This window comes from Nonomuraea turkmeniaca, assembly GCF_005889735.1.
GTDB classification, from domain to species: Bacteria; Actinomycetota; Actinomycetes; order Streptosporangiales; family Streptosporangiaceae; genus Nonomuraea; species Nonomuraea turkmeniaca.
In genome coordinates, this window is the sequence record NZ_VCKY01000295.1 from 1 (window position 1) to 11,508 (window position 11,508).

Below are 11,508 nucleotides of genomic sequence, written 5' to 3' on the forward strand. Positions count from 1 at the left end.
ACCACACCGGCCACCGCGAGCAGGGCAGCATGATCCGCCGCTACATCGCCTGGCGAAACCGCAACACCGACAATCCTCGCCTACGCAGGATTGTCAAGAGGGCAAACGTGGCCTGACGCGGCACTAGACCACTGGCGGCGGTTCAGCCAACTCACCCGCAAGACCTGCGCGCTTGATCCAGCGTCCCCAACGAGGACTTCGTGAGAACCGCTCAGCGATGACCTTTCCCGACGGCAAGCCCCCGTCGGGGCATCTGTTCTCCTGAGCCCATTGCCAGACGAAACGATGAAAGGCCGCGATTTCGGTGTCTCGACGACAAGTGTCTCTCGGAGGCCGGGCGACATCCCCGGAGCCGTCTGATCCTGCTTCAGACACCACAGGCAATTCAGCCAATGATCTTTCCTCCTGACCCTCCCTAGAGTTCGAGCTCGCTGAGAGCCGACGAACCTGGGACATCAACAGCTCATAGCTGCCGATCAGAGCAGCGCTCGGCCACGCGGCGATGATCCGGCCGATCAGGCTGGGCTCGGCGACCGCGATGTTGGCGCCGAGGCCGGCAAGGCTGCCGACCACGAGAAGGGTCCAGGCCAGCATGCCGCCGCGGGAGCCGTACCGATTGGCCAGCAGGATGGACATCGAGGCGACGACGATGGTGCCATCGACGGCGAGCGGGATCAGCACCGCCGCCAAGTGGTCCTCTCCATGACGCAGGCAGAGTTCATGCATGTGGCGGAAAGAGACGACCGCCGCGATCACGGCCAATAGCGTGACGCCCGCGATGGTCGTACGCTGGATGTTGCGCACCGCGCGAATACCGGAATCCACCGCTCAGCCCTCCCCACCAGGAAGAACGAGCCGGGCGGAAGCCGTGAACGGCATGTACGTATCGAGTGTGTCCCCCCTCGGACACCAACCAAATCCCCATGAGGTGCGACTTCCACGGAAGCTCGCACCTTTCGGGTTTCAGGGTCGAACTCTGCGCGCAGGCCGAGGCTCTTGTAGAGGTCCGCCTTCCGGGTCGGGCTGCCTTCGCTGAAGGCTGTCACCATGTCTTCCAGCTTCTCGATGGTTCGGGCGATCTGGTCTCGGGTCATCTTCGGTTTCTTGTCGGTACGGCGGAGCGTCGCCAGAGCGGCGGTGCGCTCGGCCTGGGTCTGCTGGATCCACGCGGAGACCACAGCAGGGTTGGCTCCGGCATCCAAGGTGTCTTTGTAGCTCTTGAGCCTGCGATCACATTCGGCGAGTTTGAGGCGGACTTGCTCAGCCGGTGCCGGGTCGTGAGCGCGTTCGTTGGCGGCAGCCGTCAGAGCGTCCACAGTGCGATGGATGCGGCTGGGCCAGATGTGCAACGGCCTCATCGACAGCACCCAGCTGGCGATGGAGACAAAGCCGGAACACGAGCGTGCCCAGGCGCGCTACGTGACCGATGTTCCCGCAGCCTCCGTGATCACGCTCAATGCGATCGCCGCCGCCGAAGCCGCCAACCACTTCATGCTCGCCGCCGTCGGCCTGCACGAGCTCGAAGCGGACTATGACGGTCTGACCCACCAACCCCGCCATCGGGAACGCGACAGAGAAGGCTCTCGCCAACGGCCTACCTGTCGCTGGTGTTCAACCTCCACGACTTCCGCATTCGCCATCGGAGACGCCCGTCCACTGCCGGTGATCAGCCGATCATGAACGCTCGACGTGTCCTGTGAACGGTCGAGCCGCACATCAATCGCCGGCAGCTCGCGGCCTCTTCAGTTGGGCGACCTCTGATCCTGGAACAACACCGTTGCCTATCAGCGGACGCGCCAGGAAGGCGCCTTAACATCCCTGAAGCCATCCAGGCCAGCTACATGATCGCCCACAGCTCGTTGAGTGGAATGGTCGGCGCCCAACGGTGCCCCCGGCGCACCCGGCGGCTTGCTGCGCCACTATAAGAAGGCGAAGTGCCAGGTTGTCGCCATTCACTCTGCGGGTTACGGTCGCGATAGTGGATCGTCCGAGAGCGGTGGTGTCTCATGGCGCGTGGGTCCAGTCCCTCCGGATCGTACCGAGAATGGGAACGGGCTCAGCGAGCAGCCGCGCGGGAGCAGGAGCAGGCGGCCCGCCGCCGGGAGCAGGAACGCAAGGCCCGCGAGCGCGAAGCCGCACAGGCCCAAGCCGCAGCTCGCGACGCCGAAGCTACGAACAAGACCCAACAGGTGCATCACCGTGTCGAGGAGCTGGAGAGCATTCTTCGTGCGTCCCTATCGCGCGACCCTCGCGTAGACCTGAGGACGCTGCGCAAGGGCGTCACGATGGCTCCGCTGGAGCTCGGCCCCCTTGGCGTTCCGATTCCACCACCTCGCTGGGAGGATTTCGCACCTCGGCAACCAGGCGGGTTCGCGAAGCTCCTCGGGCTCAGGGAACGGCGGTACACGGCGGATCTTGCGGCAGCGGAAAGCGGGTTCGCCCAAGCTCAAGCCGAACACCGCCAGGCCGAGGTGGGACGCCAACGAGAAGTTGTCGAAAGGCGACAAGCCCACGACCGCAAGCTCGACCATGCCCGACGGGAAGCGTCCAAGCACAACGCCCACATCGACAAGATGGCCACGGGACTCCAGACGGGCGACCGGTACGCCGTCAGCGACTACATGGAACTGGTGCTTCGGAACGCTCCATACCCCAGCGGGTTCCCCAATGAGCGGCACGCCGGATATGTCCCTGAATCCTCACTCCTGGCGATCGAGTGGTACCTACCCTCGCTCGACGTGATTCCGGCCGACAAGACCTTCCGGCACGTCAAGAGCCGGAAGGCCGTCGAGGCGACCACTCGCCCAATTGGCGAAATCCGGCAGCTCTACCAGCGTGTCATCGCACAGATCGCGCTCCGCACGCTGCGCGAGATCTTCGCCGCCGACCCGAACATGTTGATCACCACGATAGTCTTCAACGGCCGTGTCCACGCCGTCGATCCTGTCACCGGACAGCGGATAAAGCCGCACCTGATCACTCTCCGAGCGACGCGCGAGCAGTTTACGCCGCTGGTCCTAAGTGAGCCGAAGTTCAACCCCGTCGAGTGTGTACGGCGGCACTTCTTCGCCGACGTCTCGCCCCATCCCGACGAGCTCGTCCCCGTTGAGCCCGTCATGCCCTACAGCATGGCCGACCCTCGCGCCGTCGACCCGATAGACGTGCTCTCCGAGATCGACAAGAGGCCGAACCTGCTTGAACTCAAGCCCAAGGAGTTCGAGGCGTTCATCCAGAACCTATTCACCAAGATGGGCTTCGATACCCAGCTCTTCCACGCCAGCGGTGACGGTGGCGTCGACTGCGTCGCCTACGATCCTCACCCGATCCGAGGCGGGAAGTTCATCATCCAGGCCAAGCTCTATAACCACACCGTTCAGCCCACCCACGTCCGCGACCTCTACGGAACCGTCCAACATGAGGGCGCACGCACCGGTATCATGATCACAACCTCAGGATACGGTCCGGACAGCTACAAATTCGCAGCAGGCAAGCCCCTCAATCTCATCGACGGGACCGGCCTGCTGGCGCTTTGCCATGATCACGGCATCCCGGCACGCATCGTGCCTGGTAAAGGGAAGAAAACGAAGCCCTGACGAGGTGTGGGACGTGTTCTACTGGTTCCGGATCTCGCCATCAACTCTCTGACGTGCACGTATCAAGCAAGAGGATATCTGGCGGGTTGCCGTCCTGGGTGCGAAGACGATCAGACTCACCATCGGCGTGGGCCGGGTCAACTTGCCTGCTGAAGTGGCTGAAATTGGACGTTTAGCCGCACTTCGAGTGCTTCGGCGAGCCGTTCCAGCATGGGAATAGTGGGCATGGTGCCTCCCGCCTCGAAACGAGCGACTGCCGGCTGCTTGAGGCCGGCACGCTCAGCCAGCTCCGCCTGAGTGAGCCCCAGTTCCTCGCGGCGCTGCCGCACCGCCTCTCCCAACTCGAACCGAAGACGAGCGGCCTCATAAGCGGCACCGGCACCCGGACGGCTCATGATCTCGGCACGCTTGTCGGCCCACGCCTTGCGCTCCTCCATGGCCCTCACTCCTCGTCTGCCCTGTGCGCCTCGACGATGCACCGCTCCATGGCCCGCATCGCCCGCTCGATCTCACCGGCCTCGCGCATCCACTGCTTCTTGAACACCGTGAGCAGGATGATCCTCCTGCCCGAGGCGATCCAGTAGGTGATGCGCACTGCCTCGCGAGAGAGATGGAAGCGAAGTTCCCGAAGCTTGCCGTGCAACTGCCTCGTGTACGGCTCGCCGAGCAGCACGCCCCGCTCCGCCAGAAGGTCGACGTAGAAGACGGCCGTCTCCTGATCGTCCTGACTGAGCGAGTCGAACCACTTGTCGACCTCGGGCTCCAGTTCCACCTCTCCCCAAGTCATAACACGGACGTTATACGGCAGGCAAGTCTCCCGTCCTGCGAATGGCGCATCAGCCCAGTTCACCGGCCAGGCCCGACTTCTTCACCAGGCGCCCCCAACGGGCAGAACGCTCGAATGCTTCAGCGATCGCTTCACCGCTGGACAGCTCACCATCCGGTAGGAGGTTGGTTTGGGCCCAGCGCCACGCATGCTGCTGAAGCGCACGATCCGGCGCACGACGCCGCGGTGGTATCGCCGCCGCTTCAGAGCCGGGATCATCACCGGAATTGCGTGGCTTCGCGAAGCGACGGATCTGACTCATGAGCATCTCGTAGGCACCGATCAACGCCAAGGAGGGCCATGCTGCGATGACTCGGCCGATCAGAGATGGCTCCGCGACAGCGACGTTGGCGCCCAGACTCGCCAAGCTCGCGATGATGAGCAGCCCCCACGGCAACACTCCCCCGCGCGAGCCGTACCGGCTGGCCAGGAGCAGCGATATCGAGGCGGCAACGATCGTGCCGTCCACGGCGAGCGGGATGAGAGCGGCGGCCAGCGGATCCTCACCGTGCAGCAGCGCGAGCTCGTGCATGTGACGGAAGGAGACGACAGCGGCGATCAGCGCGACGAGAAGCACACTCGCGGTCGTCGTAAGCCTGATCCAGCGGTCAGGACGCATCTCACATCCCCACCGTTCCAGCCAGGAACTCGGTGCTCAGCGTCCATTGGGATTTGGTTGGTGTCGACCCTCGGACACAGAGGTTTCACACACGTGGAGGCCAGGGATCACCTGAGCCTCCACGAGCTGTTTCGGGGGCCTGTCCGGTCAGCCGCAGCCCGATCTGGGCGTAGAGCTCGGCCTTGTCGAGTGGATCAGCTTCTAGAATGACCTTGCGAGGTCATCTGCTTTGGTCAGCGGGCTCGCCTTCGGCTCGGACGCGCGCGGGTCAGGCATCGGTGGCCAGATCCCGGTAGGTGTCCCTGACGACCTCGAGCCGCTCACGGCGGAACCGTGCCGGCTCGGCGTCCCTGACCTGCCGCCCGAGCTCGGACCAGAAGGCATGATCAGGAACGTGTTCATGTCCGTCGGGGATGAACTTCAGCACCTCGTCGACGGTCGCGCGAGCCATCGCCAGGGCCTGGCGCGCTGCGTTCCGATCGTCTGCCGGTACGTTCCCTGCCGTCAGGTCGGACACCCATAACCACTCACCCGCGTCGAGGAGTTGGGAGGGCTCCGGTCCGCCGAACGTAGGCCACCCCTCCGGCATCACCTCTCGCTGCGGCAGGGCGAACATGAACTCGCGCTCCATCCCGCAGTCGGCGCAGATGCCGTCGTAGCAGGCGGCCAGCTCGCCCGCCACGTGGACCACGCCGCTGTCCCATGCGGTCTCCACCGACCCGCACACGCATGGATGCAGGTCGAGGTACAGATGCGCCTCGTCTCGCGTCCGCGCCACCTGCAGCGTCACCGCAGACCTCCTTCGATCGACATCTGGGACTACTAGTCTGGCGCTCATGCAGGCCGCGAGTCCGTTCGAGGAACACCTCATGCGGGCGCATCAGCGAGGGGACCTGTCCCACTGCCTGCGCCTGCTGCGCGATGCCGATCTGGCCTGCCCCATCAGCGACGCGGCGGCCACCGGTGAGGAACCGGTCGCCTGGCCCACCGTGACGGATGCGGAGCATACGTGGCTCATCGGGTACACCTCGGCCGAGGCGATGCGCACGGCCACGCGCGACGCCGTGCGGCACTACCGGATCGTGTCCATGGTCGAGCTGGCGGCGGGCTGGCCGGACCTCCGCTGGGGCTTGGCGATCAACCCTGGGCTCGATCTCTCCTTTCTCCTTGAGTCAGGGACGGTCGCCAGGCTCGCCGTACCCACGCTGGAGCAGGACATCGCCGCCGAGCCGGCGGCGGGAACCCCCATCGTGCAGAAGCTGCTGCGGCCACGCGACATCCAGGCTCTGCTGGACAGCCGCGAGCCTCGCGTGTCCGGCTACTGCCATCACGCCATGGATGTGGAGCACATCGCGACGCCGGTCGTACTCGCCCGGGCGTTACTCCAGGAGGAGGCACTCACCAGTGGCGGAGCGGTGAACATCCTGCGCTGGCCGGCGATCGGCCCGTCCCTCTACCGAACGCCGTACGGCGGGGTTGATGAGGAGGGGATGGCGGCCGTCGCCGGGTGGGTCATCGAGGAACCGCCGTTCGTCGGCATGGGCCTGGCGCCGAACGTCGACGAGACGATCAGGGAGTACAAGATCGACGGGCTCGGTCTCCCATACGGGGCCGAGATCGTGGAACTGGGCGCGGACGGTCGAGAGCGGGTCCGTGCTCGCTACGACGGCGATCGGCGATCGTGGGTGCTCACTGAGGAGGCGGAGTGACGTGGCATTCCTACCGGGCCTGCTGGGCGGGAACCGATTACGAGGCCACACCCGACCTGTACGAAGGCCAGGTGTGGATGCGTCTGCGGAGCAAGGTCCCCGCAGAGGGCTTCGAGCAGGTCGAGCACGGCCTTTACGTCCATGCCGTGCCCGCCGGGGAATGCATGGCCATCACCTTCGTCACCACGGTCTGCCAGTGGCAGGGCGAACCCTTCCAGGTTCACGGCCAGCGTGATGACAAGCTCCTCATCGAGTACACGGGAGGCAGGACGACAGTAGCGCTGCGGCTGGGGCTTGAGCGGGTGGAACGTGGGGTCTACCGGCAGTGGGTGCTCAGGGATGAAGTGTCCGATCTCACCGAGCACATCTCAGTCCTTGGCAATCTCCCATCGAGTCAGCCCTCCAGAGCTGCGCAGACGCGGCATCCCCCGGCGCCGGACCTGACAGTGGACGAGGTGCGGAAGGCCTGCGACGCCAGAGCACTCTCCGCGGGCTTCGGTTCGCGCAAGGACCACTGGCGGTGGAGCGACGCGTCGACGCTGGTCGTGGAGACCCCCGCCTTCGGACGCCGGCGATTCCACTTCGAGATCGGCCAGGTCGGGAACCACCGTCTGGCTCGCACGGAGGAATATCCCGGAGGCGCTCATTTGGTACGGCTGGCGCCCTGGGTCGCCCCTGACCAGGTAGCCAGGCTCGTCATCCACGAGATCAGCGGCACCTTCCAGGACGTGGCCGCCAGGCAGGCCTACGCGTCGGGGCGCCACGACGGCGCGAGCACCCGCGATGCGGCTTCCCGCATCGAACACAGCGTCCGGCCTCACCGGCTCGGCGAGGCGGCTGCGGGGGCCGGCGAGATCGAGCGACGGCTCAATTGGGGCCGATCCGACTCGATGTCCTGACCAGCGCTTCGGCACAGCTCAACGTCCGTGACGCTAGCGGCGCGCTAGCGGCGCGCTAGCGGCGGGAACTATTGTTCCGCCAGGTTGGCTGGGATATCGATGCACGGTTCGATCTGCACACCTGCTGGAGTTTTGCGTGACTGAGCTTTATATAAATGAGCTTCCGCCGCCGCAGATCTCACCACCGGGACATTTATGGCATCCCGATTACCGTGCAGACGGCGAGCGCTACGATTCGACCCCTGACAAGGAAATGCCGAAATGGCGTGAGTGGGCGCTGGACGGAAGGCCGACCAGCTGGCCGGAGGCACGCGATGGCGTGGGGATCGATCGCTCCGCAGTGACGGCCGTCGCGCGCGCATTGCTGTCTGACCTGGAGAGATATTCTGGTCTGCGAAAGTTTCCCGACGGCGAGCGTTTCACTCATGATGAATCACCCGTTGGGCAATACGATGTTCGCGCTTTCTCCATGCCCAAGTTCGGCAACTTTCTTCCCGGAAGGGACCTGAGGGCGGAAGCCACAGGGTCTGGAGTCCTGGAGGACTTCCAGAGATTTCTGGAGCACGCGCTCGGGCAGTTGTTCAGATCCTATTCTTACTACATCGCCGCTCTGGCCAGCTGTATCGGGGAGTACGATCTGGCGGAAGAGGCGTCCGCTTTGGGCCGGCAGAGTCCGCATGACATTGTCCAGATGACTTGGCACAAGGGCGACATCGGAGAGGACGACTCTCTCCTGGAAATGCAGTGGTCGCGCGATTGGAATAAGCTGGATTCTTCGGCAAATGAATACCCGAGCCGCCTTGATTCGATAGACAACGAATCGGATTCGGCGGGGTACGGGAGCCTGCTTCTTGCGGAGGCGGACTTGCTGGCAGAAAGCGTCTCCACTCTGACCACGCAAGGTGCTGATCTCGCCGAGGCCTGGAGTGGAGATGCCGCGAAGGAGGCACTTCGTGGAATGGAGGCGCTTCGGGCGACATTCATAGAGTTGGCGGCTGCCGTAGGAACGGTTGGTGAAGGCGTCCGCTGGTTCAGCGAGGACGTCCTCCCGGTCTTCAAGGACTTGAAACATCAATTCAGAGAGAGAGATATCCCTTTCGGTTACGCGAGCCCCGTGTGGGATCATCAGGTCCCGACAATTGACCTGGCTGTTGGGTGTTCACGAGAAGAGCACGTCTATTACTATGAGTACAGCGACAGGGAGATAACTTACACCCGCGATGAAGCGATCCCAGTGGCCTACCGTGAAGACCTCTATTCTAGCGAGCTCAGCCGCTGGGTCAACGAAAGAGAGCGTCAGGCAATAGAAGACCGGAAGCTGGACCCTGCTACGATCTACGTGACCGCGATGGCACGTCAGCACATGAATAAGTTGAACGGTTACCTCGAAGCGCTGCACGCATTCCTCCCGAAGGAAGTCGTCTGCAACCTTCCCAGCTACGGACAGGATTGACTTCAGGTCGCTGCACCGACCCCTTCAGTTGTGAGCTGAATCTCGCCTGGACGCCACCCGACCCGATACCGGTCTGATTCCGGACACCCGCCACGGCGGCGCACGCTCGAAGACGATCACGCATTCGCGATCACGTCGCACTCGTATGCATTCGGCATGAATGCGTACCCATATCTGTAATGCGAGATGTTATTTGGGATGAAGAATGCAACCTGTTCTGGAGGTGGTTGGCGGTGGAGGGTGGCGACGCGGCCGGGTTGCAGGCGTATGCCGAGGAGTTGCGGGCGAGGTTCATGCGGTTGCAGGGGGATGCTCTGGCGCTGCATGAGCGGGCGCGGGCGGTGCGGGTGACGGAGAAGTCTCGTGATGGTTTGGTGTCGGCCACGGTGGGGGTGCGTGGTGATCTGGTCCGGTTGGACATTGATCCGCGGGTGTTTCGGCGTCCGGATGCGCGGTCGTTGGCTGACGTGATCGTTGAGACGGTGCGGCGGGCGTCGGTTCGGGCGGTGGATGAGGTGGTGGAGATTTTCGCGCCGCTGGTGCCGGCCGAGCAGATGCGGGCTCATCTGGATGGCGATCTGGAGACGGTGCTGGCGCAGTTGGCGGGTCAGATGCTGGGAGAGGGCGGGCAGCGGTGAGCGGATCGTCGGCGTCGTCGGGGGCGGCGGATGTGTTCATCGGTGAGCCGCTGGGTTCTGGCCTGGCGCGGTTGGAGGTGATGGCGTCGGATCTGGATGCCGGTTGGGGAGAGGTGCAGGCTCGGATTCGTGGGCTGTTGGAGGCGCGGCCGTGGGGTGATGGGCCGGAGGGGGCGGAGTTCGAGCGGGCTCTTCTGACTTATGGGGGGCCTTGGCTGTGCGTGGATGACACCGACGGGTTGGTGGAGGAGATCGGCGGTCTTCCGGCCAAGTTGCGGACGCAGGTGGGTAACACGCTGGCCACGGATGCGGCTATAGCCGAAAGCATCGCGGTGCCGTCTCAGTGGACCATGTGAGCTGGGTGTGGTCGCCGGCGGGCCGAGTGTTGATCCTCAGCTTCCGGGTCCTCTTTCGCCCTATTCCAGTGGGGGGATCTCCACTACCGATGTGGAGCCGGCGTGGCAGACCGAGGCGCTGCCTGCGTGGGTGGTCAATTGGCTGATTCCGATGTTGACAGCGGGCGAGCCGTGGCCGCAGGCCAGTGAGAGCGGGCTGTGGCAGGTCAGGTTGGCTTTTGAGGATGCCACGGGGGTGTTGTTGTCCTCGTTGGAGCCGACCGCGTTCTCGATTCTCGAGATTTCGGCTGGTCTTGAGTCGCCGGCCAAGCCGGCGGCGTTTGCCCGGACGCGCGAGCTGTTCGATGAGCGAACGGGGGTGGTGGCCAAGGCGGGTGAAGCTGCCCTGTATGCCCAGCAGATGGATCATATGGCGCGGCAGACGCAGTATTCGAAGCTGTCGATCAATGTGGCGTTCTGGGTGTCACTGGTTGCGGCGCTGATTGCGGTGCTCGCGGTGTCGGCTGGTCCGTTGGCTCGGTTGCTGGTGGGGGCGGTGGCCAGGTCGGGCAATGCGCGGATGCTGCTGATCCTGGAGTGGTTGGCGATGCTGGCGGGCCGGCCGTATGCGACGAGCGCGTTGAGCCGTTTTCCGGGGTTGGCCGGCGGGTCGGCGGGGGAGGGGCTTGCGGCCAGGTGGCTGGCGATGGAGCTCCCGGAGGAGATCGCTGAGGAGGGTATCGGGGACGCGTACGCCCAGTATCAGCAGATCAAGATGGGCACGCTGGATGCGTGGGATTGGGACAAGACCAAGACCGTGGCGCTGGGGGTGACGGTCGGCGTGGTCGTCGGCCTCTCCCTCGCCCGGGATGTGAGCAGGTTGACCAACAGCATTCCCGGTATTGGGCGGCTTAACGCTCGTGCGGGGGATGCGCCGGGGATGGTCAACGCGTTCCTGCGGTATCCGGGCCGGGTGTTGAACACGGGATTGAACAATGTGGCGGCTTCTCCGGCGGGCAGCGTGGTGGCCAACGGGGTGGTCTATGGGCAGTGGGTGCCACCGACGTCAGGGTCTTTGCTGGGCGCGTTCATGGGCGGGGCAGGCAGGACCAATACGATCAGCCCGTTCAGCGTCGATGTGGCCAACGCGGTGTTCTCTCCCGCCTCCACGCTGGCTGGTGTCTTCAACGACGCGCTCGCGACCGGCCAGCCCGGCACGGCCCAAACCCAACCCGGAACCGGCGCCGCCACCCCGGCCAGCCCGGCCACCCCAGCCAACCCGACCAGCGCGGCCCTCGACCTCGCCAACCCAGCACAGGCGCAGGCGCCGATCAGGTGGGACGGGACCAGCACGCCCGCCGACCCGGTCTCCCCCACGACTCCCAAGCCACGACCTCCGGCCGCACTCGACCAGCCGTCGAACACCCCGCAGACAC

The 11,508-nt window shown here is 64.6% G+C and carries 13 protein-coding genes and 1 pseudogene; 8 read left to right on the forward strand and 6 right to left on the reverse strand.

Annotated elements, in window-relative coordinates:
- Positions 1-123: 123 nt before the first annotated feature.
- Together ETD86_RS47855 and ETD86_RS56190 are read right to left on the reverse strand one after the other, a co-directional pair.
- On the reverse strand, positions 124-825 hold the full coding sequence (locus ETD86_RS47855) for a DUF2637 domain-containing protein (protein ID WP_246149378.1): 702 nt from the start codon (positions 823-825) through the stop codon (positions 124-126).
- Positions 753-1,316: a hypothetical protein gene (locus ETD86_RS56190; RefSeq protein WP_170223674.1), complete on the reverse strand. Its 564-nt coding sequence runs from the start codon at positions 1,314-1,316 to the stop codon at positions 753-755. Before ETD86_RS56190 ends, ETD86_RS47855 begins: the two co-directional genes overlap by 73 nt.
- Positions 1,317-1,326: 10 nt before the next feature.
- On the opposite strand from ETD86_RS56190, the gene ETD86_RS47860 reads away from it, so the two are divergent.
- Both ETD86_RS47860 and ETD86_RS47865 read left to right on the forward strand, forming a co-directional pair.
- Positions 1,327-1,680, forward strand: coding sequence for a hypothetical protein (locus ETD86_RS47860; RefSeq protein WP_138673270.1), 354 nt, complete (start codon positions 1,327-1,329; stop codon positions 1,678-1,680).
- A 605-nt stretch (positions 1,681-2,285) separates the two neighbouring features.
- Positions 2,286-3,593, forward strand: a complete 1,308-nt coding sequence (locus ETD86_RS47865) for a restriction endonuclease (RefSeq protein WP_211370769.1) — start codon at positions 2,286-2,288, stop codon at positions 3,591-3,593.
- A 137-nt stretch (positions 3,594-3,730) separates the two neighbouring features.
- Here ETD86_RS47865 and ETD86_RS47870 read toward each other — a convergent pair whose 3' ends face one another.
- The 4 genes from ETD86_RS47870 to ETD86_RS47885 all read right to left on the reverse strand — a co-directional run bounded on the left by ETD86_RS47870 (position 3,731) and on the right by ETD86_RS47885 (position 5,828).
- Positions 3,731-4,030, reverse strand: coding sequence for a helix-turn-helix domain-containing protein (locus ETD86_RS47870; protein ID WP_138673272.1), 300 nt, complete (start codon positions 4,028-4,030; stop codon positions 3,731-3,733).
- Between the two features lie 5 nt (positions 4,031-4,035).
- Positions 4,036-4,380 carry a type II toxin-antitoxin system RelE/ParE family toxin gene (locus tag ETD86_RS47875; protein WP_138673273.1) on the reverse strand — a complete coding sequence of 115 codons (345 nt, stop codon included), beginning with the start codon at positions 4,378-4,380 and terminating at the stop codon, positions 4,036-4,038.
- Positions 4,381-4,429: 49 nt separating this feature from the next.
- On the reverse strand, positions 4,430-4,996 hold the full coding sequence (locus tag ETD86_RS47880; protein ID WP_246149380.1) for a DUF2637 domain-containing protein: 567 nt from the start codon (positions 4,994-4,996) through the stop codon (positions 4,430-4,432).
- A 310-nt stretch (positions 4,997-5,306) separates the two neighbouring features.
- On the reverse strand, positions 5,307-5,828 hold the full coding sequence (locus ETD86_RS47885) for a hypothetical protein (protein WP_138673275.1): 522 nt from the start codon (positions 5,826-5,828) through the stop codon (positions 5,307-5,309).
- 46 nt (positions 5,829-5,874) lie between these two features.
- On the opposite strand from ETD86_RS47885, the gene ETD86_RS47890 reads away from it, so the two are divergent.
- The 6 genes and pseudogenes from ETD86_RS47890 to ETD86_RS47915 form a co-directional block, all read left to right on the forward strand.
- A complete protein-coding gene (locus tag ETD86_RS47890) occupies positions 5,875-6,747 on the forward strand; it encodes an SseB family protein (RefSeq protein ID WP_246149381.1) in 873 nt (290 codons plus the stop codon).
- The gene (locus tag ETD86_RS57605) at positions 6,744-7,646 is read left to right on the forward strand and encodes a hypothetical protein (protein WP_211370770.1); all 903 of its coding nucleotides are present in this window, start codon (positions 6,744-6,746) and stop codon (positions 7,644-7,646) included. The genes ETD86_RS47890 and ETD86_RS57605 overlap by 4 nt, the downstream gene beginning before the upstream one ends.
- A 136-nt stretch (positions 7,647-7,782) precedes the next feature.
- Positions 7,783-9,099 carry a hypothetical protein gene (locus ETD86_RS47900; RefSeq protein ID WP_138673277.1) on the forward strand — a complete coding sequence of 439 codons (1,317 nt, stop codon included), beginning with the start codon at positions 7,783-7,785 and terminating at the stop codon, positions 9,097-9,099.
- A 233-nt stretch (positions 9,100-9,332) separates the two neighbouring features.
- The gene (locus tag ETD86_RS47905) at positions 9,333-9,737 is read left to right on the forward strand and encodes a YbaB/EbfC family nucleoid-associated protein (RefSeq protein ID WP_246149383.1); all 405 of its coding nucleotides are present in this window, start codon (positions 9,333-9,335) and stop codon (positions 9,735-9,737) included.
- A complete protein-coding gene (locus ETD86_RS47910) occupies positions 9,734-10,093 on the forward strand; it encodes a hypothetical protein (protein ID WP_138673279.1) in 360 nt (119 codons plus the stop codon). Before ETD86_RS47905 ends, ETD86_RS47910 begins: the two co-directional genes overlap by 4 nt.
- Before the next feature lie 91 nt (positions 10,094-10,184).
- Positions 10,185-11,508: pseudogene (locus ETD86_RS47915) on the forward strand (hypothetical protein); the annotation flags it as partial.